Source organism: Streptomyces sp. NPDC101194 (genome assembly GCF_044767885.1).
Lineage (GTDB): Bacteria > Actinomycetota > Actinomycetes > Streptomycetales > Streptomycetaceae > Streptomyces.
The window spans coordinates 208648-226482 of the sequence record NZ_JBIWOS010000006.1 but is presented as its reverse complement, the minus strand read 5'-3'; the positions used below and the strand labels follow the sequence as shown (position 1 = coordinate 226482).

Below are 17835 nucleotides of genomic sequence, written 5' to 3'. Positions count from 1 at the left end.
AACGAGTCCTGTCCGGAGGAGCCCCCCATGACCACCACGTTCACCACCGCATACACGAGCCGCCGCATGCGCCACCGGCGCCCGCGCCGCAGCGCCGTGCGCTTCCTGGCGCCGTCGGTGATCTGGGCCGGCGCCGCGGGAGTGCTGGCCCTGTGGTGGAGCGACACGACCTCGGTCGTCGGCCCGGCGGGCTGGCTCACCGGCGCCGGGCGCATCACGGGGTTGCTGGCCGGCTACGCCTGCGCGGTGCTGCTGGCCCTGATGGCCCGCATGCCGCTCCTGGACCACACCATCGGCACGGACCGCCTCGCGCGCTGGCACGCCCTGGGCGGTCGCTGCACCGTCTCGCTGGCCCTCGCCCACACCCTGCTGATCATCTGGGGCTACTCGCTGACCGCCCACACGAACGTGCTCAGCCAGACCTCCATGCTCGTCCTGCACTACCCCGACCTCCTCAAGGGCACGGCGGGCTTCCTGCTGCTCGTGGCCACGGGAGCCCTCTCGGCGCGCGCGGCCCGCCGGAGAATGAGTTACGAGACCTGGCACTACCTGCACTTCGCCACCTACCTGGCGGTCTTCCTCGCTTTCGGCCACCAGCTCTCCGACGGCGCGGACTTCGTCGGCAACCGCCTCGCCCAGGTGGCCTGGTACACGCTGTATCTCGGTGTCGCCGCGCTGGTCGCCTGGTACCGGTTCGCCGTCCCCGTCCGGCGCGGGCTGCGTCACCGCCTGCGCGTCGCGGCCGTCCACCCCGAGGCACCGGGCGTGGTCTCCGTCCACCTCACCGGCGAGCACCTGGACGAGCTGGGCGGTGAGCCGGGGCAGTTCCTGCGCTGGCGCTTCCTGGCCCGCGGGCTGTGGTGGACCGCGAATCCCTACTCCCTCTCGGCCCCCGCACACCCGCGCCACCTGCGCATCACGGTGAAGACCGCGGGCGGCCACAGCGCCGCACTCGCCCACCTCGTGCCCGGCACCCGGGTATGGGCCGAGGGACCCTACGGCGGCCTCACGGCGAACCGCCGCACCGCTCCCAAGGTCCTGCTCCTGGCCGGCGGCGTCGGCATCACCCCCCTGCGCACGCTCTTCGAGACGCTGCCGGGCCAGGTCACCCTCGTCCACCGCGCCCGCCGCCCCGAAGACCTCGCCCTGCGCGGTGAGATCGACGCGATAGCCGCCCGCCGACGGGCCGCCGTGCACTACGTCGTCGACGAACCGACCGAGTACTCGTCACCTCTCACCGCCCGGGGCCTGAGTGCCCTGGTGCCCGATCTCGCCGCGCACGACGTCTACCTCTGCGGTCCGCCCGGTATGACACGGGCCGCGATCCAGGCCCTGCGCGAAGCCGGCGTCCCGGCACGGCGCATCCACCACGAGTCGTTCGCGTTCTGAGGAGAACCGTCATGCGCCGAGCCGTCCTGGCAACCACCGGGATCAGCGCCCTCGTCATCGCGCTGCTCGCCCTCAAACCCCACCAGCGCCCCGTCCTCGCAGGAGTGACCCCCCGTTCCCCCGCGGCCTCCTCGTCCCCGCCCACCTCTGCGGGCACGGCGTCGGGCGCGTCCACGGGAACGGGCACGTTCACCGGGGATCCCATCGACACCCCGTACGGAACCGTGCAGGTCGCCGCCACTCTCGCCCGGGGAAGGATCACTGCCGTCAAGGTGCTCCGGGCCCCGGACCGGAACGGCCGCGACCAGCAGATCGCCTCCTACGCCCCGCCCCGCCTCACCCGGGAGGCGATCGGCGCCCAGAGCGCGCACATCGACGCCGTCTCCGGCGCCAGCTACACGAGCCAGGGCTACATCCAGTCCCTGCAGAGCGCCCTGGACCAGGCCCATGCCTGACACCGCATACGGGCTGCGCCACGTCGAGCACGTGATGGGCACGGTCTTCACCTTCGACATCCGGGACGAGCCCACCACTGCCGTCCGCCACGCACTCGCCGAGGCCGTGCGCCAACTCCACCGGGTCGATGCCGTGTTCTCCACCTACCGGCCCGACAGCCACATCAGCCGACTCGACCGCGGTGAGATCCGCCTCGGCGACTGCCCGCCCGAGGTCCATGAGGTGCTGTCCCTCTGCGCGCAGGCCGCCCACGTCACGGACGGCTGGTTCAGCATCGTCCCGGGCGGTGTTCTCGACCCTTCGGGCCTCGTCAAGGGCTGGGCCACCGAAGCCGCCTCCCGGCTGCTCCACGAAGCCGGCGCGCACCACACCTGTGTCAACGGCGGAGGCGACCTCCAGCTCCGCGGCCGGGCAAGCCCCGGCACCCCCTGGCGCATCGGCATCGCCCACCCCCTGCGGCCCGGCGAACTGCTCACCGCCGTCACCGCCGACCACGACCTGGCCGTCGCCACCTCGGGCACCGCCGAACGCGGCGCCCACATCCTCGACCCGCACAGCGGCGCGCCCGCCACCGCGTTCGCCTCCCTCACCGTCGTCGGCCCCCGGCTGACCACGACCGACGCCTACGCCACCGCCGCGTTCGCCATGGGCGAGGACGCGCGGGACTGGCTGGAAGCACTGGACGGCCACGAGGCACTCGCCGTCCTGCCCGACGGCCGAACGTGGCAGACCTCGGGATTCGGTCGATACGGGTCACGAAGTGGAATGCGGCCCCCATCCTGCCCGCGGTGAACGGCACCGCCCCAGCACAGCCGCGCTCCCCCACCCCGGCCTCCCAGCCGACCCGGGGGGGGGCCGTCGCGCAGGCGCCGGCCGCGGCCGATGCCACCCGTCCGGCACCTCGTCAACGCCCCGGCCGGCGAACTGCCCCGACCGTCTTCGCCGCTTCGACGCCGTCGCTCGGGAAATCCCCATCTCTGCGGCGACATGCGCGATCGGACGAGTCCTGCAACGTTCGATCGATCGGCCGCCTCCACGGACAAGGGTGCGTCGGTGTGGGTCATGGTGTCGTCGCGGCCGTACGGGACGCATGGTGACGTGCGTTGGTGACGATGAGTGAGACGTTCTGTCCGCCGAAGCCGAACGAATTGCTGAGCACGGCCTCCTGAGGGGCGTCTCGTCGCTCCGCGACGACATCGAGATCGATGTCGGGCCCGACGCCGGCCGCGATGAGGTTGCGGGTCGGCGGGATGACGCCGCGCTCCACGCTGAGGACCGCGATGAGCGCCTCGATCGCACCAGCCGCGCCGAAGAGATGACCGAGTGCCGCCTTGGGGGCTGTCACGGTGGCGCGGCCGAACACTTCCCCGATCGCGTGTGCCTCGGCGACGTCGCCGACCGGAGTGCCGGTGGCGTGGGCGTTGATGTGGCTGATCCGCTCGGGAGTCAAACCGGCTTGCGCAAGGGCCTTCCGCATGGCGGAGACCTGACCGGAGCCGTCGGGAGCGGGTGCCGTGATGTGGTGAGCGTCGGCGGCGATGCCGGCGCCCGCGAGTACGGCGTGGACGCGCGCGCGCCGGCCGCTGGCGTGTTCGGCGCTTTCGAGCACCACGACAGCGGCGCCTTCACTGAGGACGAATCCGCTGCGGTCCGCGGCGAACGGCCGGGATGCCGAAGCGGGTTCGGCGGTGTACCGCGACAGTGCTTGTGCCTGGACGAAGCCGGCGACGGTGATCGGAGTGATCGCGGCCTCGGTCCCGCCCGCGATGACCACGTCCGCCTCGCCGGCACGGATGAGCCTGGCCCCCAGGGCGATCGCCTCGGCACCGGAAGAGCACGCCGACACAGGCGTGTAGACCCCGGCCCGTGCGCCGTATTCGATGCTGATCAGCGCCGCCGCCGCATTGGGCATGAGCATCGGTACCGTGCGTGGCGAGACGCGCCGCGTCCCGGCCGCCTCCAGTACGTCGTCTTCCTTCAGCAGCGTCCGTACGCCCCCGATGCCCGTGCCGATCGCTGATGCAAGCCGGTCCGGGTCCACCCGCGGGGCACCGGCATCGGCCCAGGCTTCGGCCGCCGCGGTGAGGGCTGCCTGCTGCGAGCGGTCGAGCCGCCTGGCCTGCACCGGCAGCAGCAACTCGGCGGGGTCGATCGCCATCGTGCCCGCGACGGTATCGGGAAGGCCGACGTCCTCGTGGCCGCGCAGGACGCCGCCGCGGATGCCCGACTCGCCGGCCAGCAGGGCATTCCAGGTGGACTCCACGCTTCCACCGAGTGGTGTGATCGCGCCGAGTCCGGTCACGACGACTTCAGTCCGGTGCATGCTCTTCAACCTTTCTTGTATGCGATACAAGCGAACGCAGCATTGTTGTATCACATACAATTCGAGTGTGGAGAAGAAGCGAACCGAAGCCCGATCAACGTCGGCTCGATCGCGTGACCGCGGTCGCACGACGAGGCGCCGGCTGATCGAGGCCACTGCACGGCTCTGCAAGGAGCGGCCCGGCGCCGAGGTGAGCGTCGCGGAGATCGCGAACGCGGCAGGCGCCTTCCCCAACCAGGTCACCTACTACTTCGGCTCCAAGGACTCGCTGCTCGTGCACGCCGCCTTTCTCGGCTTGCTGCACGACGCCCGACGGATGGAGCGCATCGGTCGCCAAGCCCTCGATGCGGCGACATTTCGGCGCAACATCGCCCGCGCCGCACTGGCCATGCCCGCGCTCCCGTCGGTCGCGCGAGCACTCGCCGCCGGGATCTCCAAGCCAGAACTCGCCCCTGTGGTCGACCGGCACCTCCAGTTGCTGTTCCGGCAATCCGAGCGCTTCGTGAGCCAGCTCATCGACGGTCGCGGCTGGAGGGCCCGCCGACCGCTCGACGTGGAGGTCAGGACGTTCTGGAGCACCGCGCTCGGCGCAGTGCTGCTCGCCCGGGCCGGGGCACACGGCACTGTCGCCGACCTCGACCTCGCCGGAGCATTGACCATCCACGACGAACCCGAGCACGGCTAGCTCGGCCGAACGGGCCTGCGGCGACGACGTGCGCGGTTCCCGCGCGATGGTGATCTTGCCGCGGTCGGCATGTTCGCCGTCGCCGACGAACTCCACTGTTGCGGCTGGAGCAAGGCGTCGAGAACCTGCTTGCCGGCAACAACCGGTGCGCCCCGGCCGGTTGCGCGGGCAAGGCCGGCCCACTGGGGGTCGGCTGACAGTCACAGACTCCAGTCAGGTACCGGGAAGCCGCAGCCGTACTCGTGATCCGGTGATCAGCACACGGCCTCGGGCGTCGAGGACAGGGGCCTCGGCCCCACCGAGACTGTCGGCGAGGTGCCGCGTTCGGCTGCGTCGACACCTGGGGCCGGCACGGCAGAGATCCGCGCAACCGCACCTGCCGGCACGTCAGACAATCCGAGATCTCGTAATTCACTCACGGGTTCACATACCAAACGGAACAGACAAATCACCCGCCCCCAACCATGCACCGCCCCTCTCCCAGTAGCCCGAACACCCGGACAAGCAGCAGGTCAAAAGCCTGACGCGCCCGTTCTCGCGCAGTCACCCCGATGCAGAAGCCCCTCATCGGCGCATATCCGCTACGCTGTCCCTGGTCGGTCGTCGGTACGTCCCGCTGTCTACCCGAGCAAGATCACAGAGGGCGCCGCACCCCGACTGACCAGCGGGCTTGTGCGCCTCGGCGAAGATCCACTCGTTGGGTCCTCCCCAAGGTTTTCCACAAGCCCCCGCCTTCGTAGCTCAGGGGATAGAGCACCGCTCTCCTAAAGCGGGTGTCGCAGGTTCGAATCCTGCCGGGGGCACAACGCGTTAAGCCGCTGACCTGGGGTTTCTCCCCAGGGAGTGGCTCTATTCGGCCTCGGACGTCTCGTCCGGGGCCGTTTGCGTGAGCGGTGCGTGAGCGGACGGGGCGCCAGGCCCCGATATCTCTCCGGATCGATCAGCACCATCCAGCACACGCTGTGCGCGCGGCACGAGCCGGGCCGCGGCCTCGGCGATCGCCAGATCCGCCTCGGGAAGCAGGCTCGTGTAGGTGTCTGCCGTGATGGTGATCGAGGAGTGGCCGAGCATCTCCTGGATGTCCTTCAGGTCGGCTCCGGCCGCGTGGGCCAGAGTCGCGGCCCCGTGGCGCAGGTCGTGGAGCCGGACAGGCGGGAGACCTATCTCCTCGTACAGTTCGACGAAGCGCCGAGTGACGTTGGCGGGGTGAAGCATCTCGCCGTTCTCCTTGACGAAGACTCGGCCGGTCTCCACCCAGGCGCTCGCCCACTCCTCGCGGTCCTTGTCCTGCTGAGCACGGTGCCGCTTCAGGGCCCAGACCGTGTCGGAGTCCAGCGCGATGGTCCGCGCACCGGCATCGGTCTTGGGGTCGTCCTCGTACACCTCCCAGCCGTCGACCACGAGTTGCTTGGCGACGGTGATGAGACCGGCGTCCAGATGGGTGTCGGTCCACTTCTGTCCGCACGCCTCGCCCCGTCGCAGTCCGCGGAACGCGATCAGGTGGAACAGCGCGTACAGGCGGTCCTCCGCGATGTGATCGAGGAAGAGGCCGGTGTGCTCCGGCGTCCAGACCATCACTGGGGACGGCTTCTCGCCGGTGCGCTTCCAGTGAAGGACGCGCTCGTCCGTCCACACCAGCGCCTTGGGCCGCTTGCCCGCTTCCAGCTCGACGTGGGCCGCCGGGTTGAAGGTGATTAGCTGCTGGGCGATCGCGGCGTTCAGCGCGGCCCGCAGTGTGGAGCGGACGCGCTGGCGTGTGGCCGGACCGACGATGCGTCGGTAAGGCTCCATCTCGGCGATGGCCGCCTTCATCGCCTTGCGGCGAGCACGGTGTTCGCGGCCCTTCCAGGGGATCTGACCAAGGTCCTCGACCACCTTGCGCCGCGCGGCATTGCCCTCCGCGATCTCGACGTTGTCCTCAGCTATGGCCTCGAACGTCTCCGACAGGTGGGCAACCCGGAGGCGATCGAGCCGGAGGTGGCCGATCCGCGGTTTGAGGTGCACCCGGATGTTGCTCTCGTCGCGGCTGATGGCGCTCTGTCGGCCCTTCTTACCCGCCAGCCACATGTCCAGCCACTCGCCGACCGTGAGTCGGTTCGTCAGGTCCAGGCCGTGGCTGAGGCGCCTGCGGGTCGCCTCGATGTCCGGCAGCGGTGCCTTCTCCTCGGCCACCTTCTCCAGCAACTCGGCTATCTGAGTCAGGTCCTCGGCGTCGTCCGCGTCGGCGAGGCCGAGAAGCGCGCGGACATGGTCGAGGTCGCCCTGAGCAACCTTGAGGGAGTCGTAGCCGGCACGGCTGAAAGAGCGGCGCGTGCCGTCGGCGCGGGGCGGGAGCTCCTGACGTATGGAGTACGAGCCGTGCTTGCGGCTGGTGAGCTTGGGGCACTTCTTTCCGAGCGGCTTGCCGGTGTGCGGGTCCCGGCAGTAGCAGCGACGGTGGGTGGAGCCCTTCAAAGACGTTCCTCCGGGGTGGTGTTGGGTTCGGTTTCGGGTGGGTCGACATCGCCCAGGGCGGGCGGCAGGTCAGGTGGGGTGGCCCCTTCGTCGCGGATGTCCCGACGGAGGTGGCGGAGGCTGTACTTGGCGGAGATGGCCTGATCGGCGTACTCGGTCCGCTTGCGCTCGGCTTCTTCCTGCTGAGCGCGGCTGGTTGCCGTCTTGGCCGCGAACCGTGCCCGCTCTTCCTCTTCGAGCGCGGCGAGGGCAGTGCGTACGAGGCTGGCGTGAAGTTCGAAATCGGGGACCAGGCCAGCGTCGTAGTCGGGCACGTCCTGTTCACCAGTGAAGCGCCGCAGGGCGTCCCATGTGGGCACGAGGTCCTGGAACGGAAGCTCCTGGGTCTGCTCGACGTATCCGACCGGGAAGATCAGGCAGACCGGGTACGTCCCCAGGGCGGCGGCCAGGACCATGACGTCCACCAGCGGCAGGTTGGCCCGGCGACCTGACTCCATGTTGGCGATCACATTGCGCGGGATGAGATGTCCAAGTCGCTCGCACTGGTCCGCCAACTCCTGTGCGCTCCACCCCATCTCCTTCCTTCTCCGCCGGACCTCGCCAGCCACGTTGGCCTTGATCCGATCCACCCACTCCGGGAAGTCGTCCTCTTCAGCATCCACACCGCGTTGTGTCATGTCGACACATTAGCTTGAGCATCCTGGTTAGTGGGCGCCTGGAGACGAACGCGATCACCGCGTTCGCCGATGGCTGTACTGGAAGGGGCGCACCGCATGCGCGAAGACGCGACGGCCGGACGGTCGAAAGGGATGAGCCGCGAGGAACTGCTCACCCTCCCCGTGGCGATTGACCTGGACACAAGCAACCGCGCTCTGGGGCTCGGACGGAGCAAGGGTTACGAGTTGGCGAAGCGGGGCGAGTACCCCTGCAAGGTGCTGCGACTCGGCAATGCCTACCGGGTCGTGACCGCGGATCTGCTGGATCTGTTGGGGCTGGCAGCGTGAAAGGGCGGCAACGTAGCAGATACTTCTGCGCTGAGCTGACACAGAAACGCTGGACTGTGGCCAGGCGTAGACGTACTGTCCGTGGTCCCTCGCCCCGGCCAAGGAAGCGAGAGAGCCCCCGGCGCGTCAACGCCGGAGGCTCAGGACACTCCACTGCCCGCATTCCAACGAACCACCTGCGTGACCCGGGCCTGCATGCCCGAAGTCACCGGATAGGAGCTGCCCTGTGCAACCTACGACACCTGAGCCGTATTCCGCACCGGCCGAAGCTGTATGGCCGACGGTCGCGGTGCCTGGTCGGCCCGGCCACGAGACCCCCGAAGCCGCGCCGGCGGCCGACGGCAAGGCACCTGACCCGATACCGGCCATCCCCTCCGAGGCAGCGGTGCCGGATCCAGAGCCGACGCGCGGCTCCGCGCTGCTGGTCGAACTACGTGCCCAGATAGCCAAGTTCGTGATCCTGCCCTCCGAGCAGGCGCTGGACGCGGTCACGCTCTGGGTGGCGGCCACACACCTGCAGCCCGCCTGGCAGCATGCCCCACGTCTGGCGGTGGTCGGGCCGGCGAAGCGGTGCGGCAAGTCACGGCTCCTGGACGTGCTCACTGAGACGGTCCACGAGCCGATGCTCACCATCAACACCACACCTGCGGCGGTCTTTCGCTCGATCACCGACGAACCGCCCACCCTTCTGGTGGACGAGGCGGACACCATCTTCGGCACCCCGAAGATGGCGGAGAAGAACGAGGAGATGCGCGGCCTGCTCAATGCCGGCCACCAGCGCAACCGCTACGTCACCCGCGTCGTCGGCAACGACCACACGCCCCACAAGTTCGCCACCTTCGCCATGGCCGCCCTGGCCGGGATCGGCGACCTGCCCGACACGATCATGGACCGGTCCGTGGTCATCCGCATGCGACGCCGGGCCGAGGGAGAGAGCGTCAAGCCCTTCCGATCCCGCCGCGACACCCCAGCCCTCCACGACCTGCGCGACCGCATCGCCGCATGGGCCAGGCCGCTGCTCGACGAGGCAGCCGACCTGGAACCGGACATGCCCGTGGAAGACCGCGCCGCCGACACCTGGGAGCCCCTGGTGATCGTCGCCGACCTGGCCGCTGGGCCCTGGCCCCGTCTCGCCCGCACGGCGTGCGCGCACATGGTCACGGCCGAAGCGGCGGCCGAGGAGGAAAACCCCAGCGGAGCCCGGATCCTGGCCGACATCCGCCGAGCCTTCGTCGCCCAGCGCGAGGTCGACAGCCTCACCACGGACGAACTCCTCCACCACCTGCGCCAGGACCCGGAAGCCCCCTGGGCGGAGTGGGGTCGGAGCGGGCTGAGCCCACGTGACCTGAGCAGGATGCTGCGCGAATTCGGTATCGGCTCCGGCAACGTCCGCCTCGCCGACGGAACCCAGCGCAAGGGCTACACGCGCAACAAGTTCCTCGACGCATGGCGACGCTACTGCCCCACCGTCCACCCGGTCGACACCAGCCCAGCCCACACGGAGAGCTGAGCTCCCGCCCCACCTCCGGCTGCCGTCCTTGCCGTCCCTGCCGTAACGCCGCAGGTCAAACGGCATGTCGGCAAGACGGCAGCCGGAGTCAAGACGGCAACGCGATCACGACTGGCGCACTACCCATCAGGACGCCGCCCACATCCGTCTTGTGCCGTCCCACCCGTTCATGCCGTATCACCACAGGTCACAGCGCCCGCGACTGGGACGGAAGACGGGCTCGATCCGTCCACACCCACCGAGCTACAGCCCGCACCAAATCGCGGGCCATCAAGACGCGACAACACCATCAAGACGGAACGCCAGCCCCCATGCCGTAACGGCCCTGACCTGCGCTTGCAACGGCCAAGACGGCAAAGACGGACCACGCCACCACCCCAGGAGCGCCCCCAGCCCATGGCCAACCTTGCGATACCCAGCACAACCTCCCCCACCCCGGCCTCCCTACCCGGAACCCCCGCGATCCGCCTCGGCATCGCCCTGCTCGGCGCTATCGGCTTCGCCCTCTCCTACGACGCGCTGCGGCAGATGGCCGTCGCCATCCACGTCCGCGGGCTGCTCACCTACGCCTTCCCGCTGGTGATCGACGGGTTCATCGCCATCGGCGTCGGCGCCCTGCTCATCCTGCGCACCGCCCCTCTGCTCTCTCGGCTCTACGTATGGGTGCTCGTCGGACTGGCCACTGCCACAAGCATCTGGGCCAACGCTCTGCACGCCATCCGCCTCAACCAGCAGACGCGCCCGGACGGACTACACCTGGACGACATCACCGTCAGCGTCCTGTCAGCCATTGCCCCGCTCGCCCTGGCCGGTGCCGTCCACCTCTACATCGTGATCCGCCGCCACCCCACTTCCCACGCCCAGGGAGCGGGCGTCGCCGAACGCCACAACCCTGCCAACGACAGCCACAACGGCACCGACGGCACCCAGCCCGCCAGCCCCGCCGAGGACGGCCCCGATCGTCCAGACCTGGTCGCTCTCGAAGTGGCAGACGGTCACATCGATGTGGCGCAGGGTTCTGCCGACGCGCCGGAGCCCCCTCAGCCTTCTACCAAACCAGAAGGCCAGGAGCTCCGCACTGTCTCCGCCGAACTCCTCGCCATCGCCCGCGCGGCGCGACTAGGACGCGGTGGCCGCGCTTCGCGCCGCCACATCGAGGAAGCGATCCGTGGCGCGGGCCTCCCCATCGGCAGGGCCGAGGCGGACACGATCAAGGACGCCCTGCAGGCCGAACTCGACAAGGCCCCCGCTGGCGCTTTCTGAGCCCTACGGCCGCTCCCGCTCGACTCGCACCATCCGTCCCCGCGCAGGTCAGTGCGGGGACGGATGGCTGGCTCGCAACCAGTCCCCCAACATCACCCCGCACTACGAACGCGCCTTGGAGAAACTCCCCATGCACGATCCGCACGACGAACTTCCCACCACCCAAAAGACGATGACGACCACCGCCACCCAGCCAGCAAGGTATGCCGCTAGACCGTCCAATGGCCGGTCCAGCGAAGCAGCCTCCGCCCCAGGGGTGGCGGAGGCTCTCGGGCACCAGGGGGTGCCCGAGGGGGAACAGCCCGTCGACTCCGCCGCCGTTCCGCTGACGCGAGCCGCCGACGCCGCCGCGCTGCACCGCGTCGCCCGACGCCGCCAACGCAAAAACACACAGCGCAAGGAGCGTGTCGATGTGCGCTACAGCGTCGACGAGAAGGCCGACATCCTCCGCATGGCCAGGTCGCTGAACATCGCCGGCGCTCACTACGTCGGCGCCGTCGTAATGGCCCACGTCCACGGCGACCTCACTCTGCCCGGTCAGCGCACCCCGCTCGACGACTACATCGACGAACTGACCGCCCTCCGTAGCCAGGTCGTCAAGATCGGCCACAACATCAACCTGATCGCCAAGAAGCTCAACTCCGGTGGCCATTCACACCTTGGGGACACCGCCCTCCTGAGCCAGGCCGAACGCACCCTGGACGTGGTCGGCACCACCGTCCGCCACATCGCGGCAGCCACAAACCAGGCAGCCGCCAAGAAGGCGGCCTGATGATCGCAAATATCCGTAGCGGCAAGGAAACCGCCGGCCTCATCCGGTACCTGTTCGACACGAAGAGGGCCAAGGACCACACAGACCCCCACCTGGTCGCCTCCTGGGACGGCTTCGCACCTGACCCAGGCCGTTCCGAGGACGTCGACGCCACGAGGAACCTCTTGGTGGCGGACCTGGACCTGCACGTCAAGCAGGCCACACAGCTCGGCCGCGCCCCCGACCGGCACGTCTGGCACTGCTCGGTACGCGCCGCGCCCAAAGACCGCATCCTCAGCGACGAGGAGTGGGCCGACATCGCCCGCCGGATCGTCGTCGCCACCGGCATCGCGCCGGAAGGCGACCCGGACGGCTGCCGCTGGGTTGCCGTCCGCCACGCCCCCGACCACATCCACATCGCCGCCACCAAAGTCCGCCGCGACCTGCGCACCGCCCGCCACTGGAACGACTACCTCACCGCCGACCGCGAACTCGCCACGATCGAGAAGGAATACGGCCTTCGCCAAGTCGTACGCGGTGACCGCACCGCCGCGAAGCGCCCGACCCGCGCCGAGCAGGAAAAGGCCCACCGCCAAGGCCAACAAAAGCCCGCCCGCGAACGTCTGCGCTCCACCGTCCGCACCGCAGTAGCCGCTGCCACCAGCACCGAGGAGTTCGTGCACCTGCTCAGCCACGTCGATGGGGTGCTCGTCGAGGTCGTGTACTTCCCCTCCGGAGACGTACGCGGTTACAAGGTCGCCTGCGAAGACACCACCACCGCCGACAACAAGCCCGTCTGGTTCTCGGGCTCCGAACTCGCCCCGGATCTATCCTTCCCCAAGGTCCGCGAGCGCCTCGAAGCCATCGACCCACAGCCCACCGCCCAGCCGGGCCGGCGCAGGCCCAACCCCTGGCACCAGGCCACCGCAGCCGCCGAACGCATCCCTCACCGCCTCGACCAGGCCGACGACGAAGCCTCCCAGGCCCACCTCGCCGCATTCGGCGAAGCCCTCGACGCCCTACCTCTCATCGCACCCCAGCCCGTTCGGTCCCAACTCCGCGAGGCAGCGACCACGTTCGAGCGCGCCACCCGGTCCCGCATCCGAGCCGATCACCACCACGCCCGCGCCCTGCGCGGTGCCTTTCGGGCCATGCTCCGCGAGACTGCCCCCAGGGACGGAGCTGCCCTGGCGATGTTCCTCGACGCCGCAATCCTCGTCGTCATCGCCGCCACCCGCTGGCACCAGCTCCGCCACCATGACCAGCAGGTCGCCGCCGCCCACCAGACCCTGGTCCACCTTCAGGCTGCCTACGACCAGTTGGCTGCCTCGCCGCTGGCCGCGCTAACCCAGCGTCGACTACCACAGCAAGCGGTGGACCGGCACATCCTCCGCATACGCCAGGCTGTACCCGACCACGCACAGCAGGTCCTGGATGATCCGTCCTTCGATGCTCTCGCCACCCTGCTCACTGACGCCGAGACCGCCGGCCACGACCCGGAACGACTCTTCCAACAGGCCGTCGACCAGCGAGCCCTGGACGACGCTCGCCACCCAGCACGGGTCCTGACCTGGCGCATCCAGCGTCTCAGCGCAAGGCCAGTGCCCAGCGCACGCGCCCGAGCAGCTCAGGCCAGGAGCACAGCCAAGCTCCCCAGCACGCCAGTGCCAGCGGCAACGGCTGTCCGAGTAACCCCGCAGCCGCCGCAAGCGCGGCGGCGCTGATCAGGCCGAGGTGGACAGCTTGGGAGTGAACGGTTCCAGCGCATCCTCCCAACGGGAGCGGTCCGCCTCCCTGCCTGCGGGCGGTGCGGTTCGTACGAGCCGATCACGACGCCCACCCCGCGCCACCTTCGGTACGCGGGGTGGGCGGCCTGCGCCGCATCCGAAGTATTCGGCACGGTCACGAGGCGAATCCAAGGCGGTGAGTTTCTCGCTGGGCAGCCAGGTGGTTCGCCAGCGCGCCAGGACCGATCTCGCTCAACGCCCAGAGGCTGCTGGACCGCCGGGCCCAGCGCCAGAGCGGGTCGCTGGTATCCGCAGGGACGCAGAAGGGCTGTACGGGGATGCCGTGGGCATCGAAGGGATCGGAGTCGAGGTAGCGCAGACCGCCGGTGCCGCACAGATAGTGGGTGCTGCCGGTGGCCACGGCGAGGTCGGCAAGGCGCTCGGATCGGCTTTGGCGAGCCGGAATCCCACTGCTGTCCAGCACTTCCCCTGCCCAGCCAAGGACGCTGAGCATGGCGACCGTCGATGTTCTCGCGATGCCGGCCACACGGTCTGTGGTGTCGAGCGCGTCCACCACCGCCTCCAGGACCTCAGAAACGGCGCCCCAGTGGGAGCTGCGGCCGTAGTACTGGCGCACAAGCAGCTCGACCGTCCGGCGCGAGCGGCCGGGATCAGCGAGCTGAGCCTGGCTGATAAGTGTCGGACGTCCATGGGGAAGATGCGTCGGCAGCGTGAGCCACTGCTGCCGAGCAGGATCGTCCAAGGTGGCGAGACGTGCTCGGTGCTGGTAGTCGCGCCGGGCAAACTGCACGTCGTCGAGGACGATCCAGCGGTCGGCGGCGAAGAGCTTCGCCAGAGTGGACAGCCGTGGGAACAGGTTCGGTTGATGAATCGCGCACACCCCGCTCGGCGGGCCGACGCGGGGTGGCTCAGGTGCTGATGAGGCGGCTGTCGAAGCCGGCGCCAAGGAGGCGCTCGTAAGCGTCATAGACATCCCCCGGTACGTCCTGCTCGATGGCGAAACCGAGCTTCGGGTACTCGATCACCCGTTGCAGGTCGCCGACGAGCATGTCGACGACGAGCTTCTCGTCGCCGATGGACTTGATGTAGTCGTCCAGTTCCAGCGGCTCGGAGGCACAGACAACCTCGGCCTCGGGCCACAGCTTGCGGCAGGTCACATAGGAGCGGCGCTCCATGTACGGCTTGGAGATGAGGAGAAGCGACTCGATCTCCGTCCCGGCCTCGGCCAGCAGCTCTCGGGAGAAGGTGATGTTCTGGCCGGTGTTGGCCGCCTTCGACTCGACCAGGATCGCCTCGTCCGGTACGCCCAGGCTTAGGGCGTGCTCGCGGTAGTGGACGGCCTCGCCGCGCGGGAAGCGGGCACGGGTGGTGGGGCTGTTGCCGCCGCTGAAAACCAGGACGGGGAAGAGGCCCGCGCGGTAGAGATCGGCCGCTGTGGTGGCCACACCGAGGTCGTGACTGCCAAGACCGATCGCCGCCGAGCAGGGCCGCTGCTCATGGCCCATCTGGTGGTAGTTCCAGATCAGTGTCGCGTCGTGGAACTGCTCGTCGGTGATCTGACGCTGCTCGTGCTCCGGCACTGGCACTCCCTGGCTCATCCCTGCTGCCCCTTTCGGATGCCCTCGATGCTGCGGAGCTGGTGGCTCAGCCCATACTGGCGGGCCACCTGCGCCGCTTGGTCGAGGACGGACAGCCCATCATTCCGGGTCGCCGCGTCCGACAGAAGGATGTGCCCGTGAGCGGTGTCCAACCGCACCCGCTGCATCGGGGAATCGACCGTCCCGGTGCTGCGTGCGATGTCGATGCAGTGCAGAGCTTGCTTCAGGGCGCCGGCGCCGCGGTGGGCCAGGGCCAGCTTCTGGTGGGCGACCGACCAGTCCTCCGGCTCGCCCAGATCCTCGAAGGCGCGGGTGGCGGCCGTCATCACGTTGGTGGCGTACTCGTTGTTGCCTTCCTTGCTCAGAGCTGTACCCACCCAAAGCCCAGCTCTGGCTCGGTCGCGGGGGCTCAAGCGCTCGTCTGACGAGAGGAGTTCGTACTGGCGGGCAGAGGCATCGAGATGGCCGGACATTTCCTGCACGACGGCGAGGGACAGCTCGATCTGCGCGACGCGACGCGGTATGTCCAGCTCGGTGAACATGCCTCGGGCGGTCAGGTAAGAGTGCCGTGCGGAGAGCGGCCCAAGGATGGCGCCTTGATCGCGCTGGAGGTCGCCGAGGAGAACGAGAGAGCGGCCGTAGAGGTAGAGGCCCTTGTCGTCGAGGTCGTGCGGGTCATAGCGGCTCAGCCAGCGGTGTAACAGGGACGAGGCGAAAGGGAAGTTCTGACGGCTGACGCAGACGACAGCGCGCTCGATGTCCTCGGTCCACGTTTCGTGGTCTGCCGGGCGCGCGCTCTTCCGCCCGGGAGACACCAGCGTCTCGAAGCGGGCCTGGGCAGCGGAGTCCGCACGGGCGAGCGCGGTGTCGAGGATTGCCTGGGTGTCCGGCCGGGGCTGGGTTTCGGCGCCGAGGCTCTCCCACTTGGCGACCGTACGCAGCGCGACACCGAGATGCTCGGCGAAAGCACGCGTGCTCATGCGCAGCGCTGCGCGCAGGGCGCTCGCTTCCCGGCCGGTCCATTGCTGCACGCTGACCACGAGTGACCTCCTTCCGTCACGTATACAAGCACTCTCGGTGACGACGTGGGGCGGAAAGTGCAACGGAAGTGCAACAGCAGGTCATTTCGAGGCCGTTCCCGGAGGCCGACGCTGTGGACATGGACGACGAACTCATCACGGAACGCCGCTCCGTCGCCTTCCCTCAGGTCTTCGGCTACCTGCGCCACATCACCGGCGGCATGGCCCGCCACGCGGCGCTCGTCGACTGCCTCACCGAGTACTGCCGGCAGCATGAACTGACCCTGGGCGGCATATTCACGGATCGCGACGCGGCGGTGGCCGTTCACTCCCCCGCCTTCGTCGGCCTCTTGGACGCGCTCGAACTGCCCGACAGCTATGGCGCCGTGGTTCCTGCCCTCAGCCATCTGGGTCCGAAGCGCGTTGTGGCCGAGCGGAGGCGACAGATAACAGCAACGGGCGCCCGTCTGATCGTGGTCCGCACCATCAGGCCGACACGGCTCAACGCCAGCTCTGACCGCCAGCACAAGGGGATGCGTGATGTCCGTTCGTGAGGCGCTGCGAAGCGCACCCGTGGTCAACGACGCGCCTGGCCTGCGTCTGCTCCGGGTCGGCGAGGGCTGGGACCTCGTGCGAACCACCGCGGAGATCGGCCTCCTGGCCCTGGCCCACCTGCGAGTCACAGGTGCGGCCATCGGCCCGGTGCTGTACGACGGGCCCAACGAGCGCCTCTACTACGCCATCGGTACCGGCACCGCCGAAAGCTGGAACGACCTGCCGGTACGGCACTTCTCCAGCAACTCGTGGCTCGTCGCGCCCGGTCTGGAGCTGATCGACGACTGGTTCGGCGGCTGGTACGAGCTGCCCGACGACGACACCCTCACCGACGCTGGCGCCCTGCACGCCGCCCTTCAGCACCCGTATGTCAGTGCCGCCCTGGAAGGGGCGAGCCGGTGAGTACCCGAGCGGTCGTCTGTCACAAGGAATGGATGCTCCAGCCCGACCGAGAGCCGGACGCCGAGCCCACCACCTATGCGATGCAGTGCGCCATCTGCGGCGAGAGCTCACCGGCCAGCGCTGACTTCGCCGAACCACAGGACTGGGTGTTCGAGCACGGCGGCCGCAACCCCGCGCACCACACGTACCGGGAGATCATCTCCCGACCGTGGCGGGCCTGGTGGAAACCGTGATGGGCCGCGCGGTGAGCCGACTGGCGCGCTACACGGGCCCGCTGCTGATCATGCTGATCTCCGCCTCGTGCGGATTCGTGATCGGCTTCGCGGTCGCCGCCACCCCGCACGGCCCCTGAACCCCCGTCCCTGCCGGACGTAGCCGATCGAGAGGTTCCCCCACCCCGAGAAGCCCCGGCAGGGGCGGGCCGCAAGCACCCGCCCTGGCGGATCAACCGCCCGTGCCCTTGGACAGGACGAACACCGTCCGGGGCGGGTCCGCACATGCCACTTCGTGGCTGAACCCGAGGAGGAGCAATGCAGAACAGCACGGCAACCACCCCCACCACCGGGCCGTCCCAGGCCGGACTCGTCAAGGCGCGTCGTCGGATCCAGGCCGCCCGCGTGCGCGGCGTCACCCCGTCCGACGGCGGCAGCACCGGCCGCTCCGACGGCAACGACTGAT

Annotated in this window: 19 protein-coding genes and 1 tRNA gene; 14 read left to right on the top strand and 6 right to left on the bottom strand. The window is 69.2% G+C overall.

Going from position 1 to position 17835, the window contains the following annotated elements:
- Positions 1 to 27: 27 nt before the first annotated feature.
- The 3 genes from ACIRP2_RS23535 to ACIRP2_RS23525 are packed head-to-tail and all read left to right on the top strand — an operon-like array spanning position 28 to position 2637.
- Positions 28 to 1389 carry a ferric reductase-like transmembrane domain-containing protein gene (locus tag ACIRP2_RS23535; protein ID WP_404253304.1) on the top strand — a complete coding sequence of 454 codons (1362 nt, stop codon included), beginning with the start codon at positions 28 to 30 and terminating at the stop codon, positions 1387 to 1389.
- Positions 1390 to 1400: 11 nt separating this feature from the next.
- Entirely contained in the window at positions 1401 to 1844 is a 444-nt protein-coding gene (locus ACIRP2_RS23530) for an FMN-binding protein (RefSeq protein ID WP_404253302.1), read from the top strand.
- Positions 1837 to 2637 (top strand): FAD:protein FMN transferase, encoded by an 801-nt coding sequence (locus tag ACIRP2_RS23525; RefSeq protein WP_404253299.1) that lies wholly within the window; start codon positions 1837 to 1839, stop codon positions 2635 to 2637. Before ACIRP2_RS23530 ends, ACIRP2_RS23525 begins: the two co-directional genes overlap by 8 nt.
- A 268-nt stretch (positions 2638 to 2905) precedes the next feature.
- Here the strand turns inward: ACIRP2_RS23525 and ACIRP2_RS23520 are convergent, their stop codons facing one another.
- Positions 2906 to 4168 (bottom strand): beta-ketoacyl-[acyl-carrier-protein] synthase family protein, encoded by a 1263-nt coding sequence (locus ACIRP2_RS23520; protein WP_404253297.1) that lies wholly within the window; start codon positions 4166 to 4168, stop codon positions 2906 to 2908.
- A 67-nt stretch (positions 4169 to 4235) separates the two neighbouring features.
- Between ACIRP2_RS23520 and ACIRP2_RS23515 the strand changes: the two genes are divergently transcribed.
- Both ACIRP2_RS23515 and ACIRP2_RS23510 read left to right on the top strand, forming a co-directional pair.
- Positions 4236 to 4853: a TetR/AcrR family transcriptional regulator C-terminal domain-containing protein gene (locus ACIRP2_RS23515; protein WP_404253295.1), complete on the top strand. Its 618-nt coding sequence runs from the start codon at positions 4236 to 4238 to the stop codon at positions 4851 to 4853.
- Positions 4854 to 5583: 730 nt separating this feature from the next.
- Positions 5584 to 5656: transfer RNA gene (locus ACIRP2_RS23510), tRNA-Arg, on the top strand.
- A gap of 46 nt (positions 5657 to 5702) precedes the next feature.
- On the opposite strand, the gene xerC is transcribed toward ACIRP2_RS23510, so the two are convergent.
- Together xerC and ACIRP2_RS23500 are read right to left on the bottom strand one after the other, a co-directional pair.
- Entirely contained in the window at positions 5703 to 7307 is a 1605-nt protein-coding gene (xerC, locus tag ACIRP2_RS23505; RefSeq protein ID WP_404253293.1) for a tyrosine recombinase XerC, read from the bottom strand.
- On the bottom strand, positions 7304 to 7984 hold the full coding sequence (locus ACIRP2_RS23500; protein ID WP_404253291.1) for a helix-turn-helix domain-containing protein: 681 nt from the start codon (positions 7982 to 7984) through the stop codon (positions 7304 to 7306). The genes xerC and ACIRP2_RS23500 overlap by 4 nt, the downstream gene beginning before the upstream one ends.
- 96 nt (positions 7985 to 8080) lie before the next feature.
- On the opposite strand from ACIRP2_RS23500, the gene ACIRP2_RS23495 reads away from it, so the two are divergent.
- From ACIRP2_RS23495 to ACIRP2_RS23475, 5 genes are all read left to right on the top strand, one after another.
- Positions 8081 to 8311, top strand: coding sequence for a hypothetical protein (locus ACIRP2_RS23495; protein ID WP_404253289.1), 231 nt, complete (start codon positions 8081 to 8083; stop codon positions 8309 to 8311).
- 226 nt (positions 8312 to 8537) lie between these two features.
- Positions 8538 to 9821: a DUF3631 domain-containing protein gene (locus ACIRP2_RS23490; RefSeq protein WP_404253287.1), complete on the top strand. Its 1284-nt coding sequence runs from the start codon at positions 8538 to 8540 to the stop codon at positions 9819 to 9821.
- A gap of 396 nt (positions 9822 to 10217) precedes the next feature.
- Positions 10218 to 11084, top strand: coding sequence for a DUF2637 domain-containing protein (locus ACIRP2_RS23485; protein WP_404253285.1), 867 nt, complete (start codon positions 10218 to 10220; stop codon positions 11082 to 11084).
- A 256-nt stretch (positions 11085 to 11340) separates the two neighbouring features.
- Positions 11341 to 11856, top strand: coding sequence for a plasmid mobilization relaxosome protein MobC (locus ACIRP2_RS23480; RefSeq protein ID WP_404253283.1), 516 nt, complete (start codon positions 11341 to 11343; stop codon positions 11854 to 11856).
- Complete coding sequence (locus ACIRP2_RS23475; RefSeq protein WP_404253281.1) at positions 11856 to 13559, top strand: relaxase/mobilization nuclease domain-containing protein; 1704 nt, start codon at positions 11856 to 11858, stop codon at positions 13557 to 13559. The genes ACIRP2_RS23480 and ACIRP2_RS23475 overlap by 1 nt, the downstream gene beginning before the upstream one ends.
- Positions 13560 to 13737: 178 nt before the next feature.
- Here the strand turns inward: ACIRP2_RS23475 and ACIRP2_RS23470 are convergent, their stop codons facing one another.
- From ACIRP2_RS23470 to ACIRP2_RS23460, 3 genes are read right to left on the bottom strand one after another with little or no spacing between them, the layout of a single operon-like run.
- Complete coding sequence (locus tag ACIRP2_RS23470) at positions 13738 to 14463, bottom strand: WbqC family protein (protein ID WP_404253279.1); 726 nt, start codon at positions 14461 to 14463, stop codon at positions 13738 to 13740.
- 28 nt (positions 14464 to 14491) lie between these two features.
- Entirely contained in the window at positions 14492 to 15181 is a 690-nt protein-coding gene (locus ACIRP2_RS23465; RefSeq protein ID WP_404253277.1) for a YdcF family protein, read from the bottom strand.
- A complete protein-coding gene (locus ACIRP2_RS23460) occupies positions 15178 to 16221 on the bottom strand; it encodes a helix-turn-helix domain-containing protein (RefSeq protein ID WP_404253275.1) in 1044 nt (347 codons plus the stop codon). The genes ACIRP2_RS23465 and ACIRP2_RS23460 overlap by 4 nt, the downstream gene beginning before the upstream one ends.
- 119 nt (positions 16222 to 16340) lie before the next feature.
- Here ACIRP2_RS23460 and ACIRP2_RS23455 point away from each other — a divergent pair, with 119 nt between their 5' ends.
- The 4 genes from ACIRP2_RS23455 (at position 16341) to ACIRP2_RS23440 (ending at position 17834) form a co-directional block, all read left to right on the top strand.
- Positions 16341 to 16754, top strand: a complete 414-nt coding sequence (locus tag ACIRP2_RS23455) for a hypothetical protein (protein WP_404253273.1) — start codon at positions 16341 to 16343, stop codon at positions 16752 to 16754.
- Complete coding sequence (locus ACIRP2_RS23450; protein WP_404253271.1) at positions 16741 to 17157, top strand: hypothetical protein; 417 nt, start codon at positions 16741 to 16743, stop codon at positions 17155 to 17157. The genes ACIRP2_RS23455 and ACIRP2_RS23450 overlap by 14 nt, the downstream gene beginning before the upstream one ends.
- Complete coding sequence (locus ACIRP2_RS23445) at positions 17154 to 17390, top strand: hypothetical protein (protein WP_404253269.1); 237 nt, start codon at positions 17154 to 17156, stop codon at positions 17388 to 17390. The genes ACIRP2_RS23450 and ACIRP2_RS23445 overlap by 4 nt, the downstream gene beginning before the upstream one ends.
- 297 nt (positions 17391 to 17687) lie before the next feature.
- Entirely contained in the window at positions 17688 to 17834 is a 147-nt protein-coding gene (locus tag ACIRP2_RS23440; protein WP_404253267.1) for a hypothetical protein, read from the top strand.
- Position 17835 lies beyond the last annotated feature (1 nt).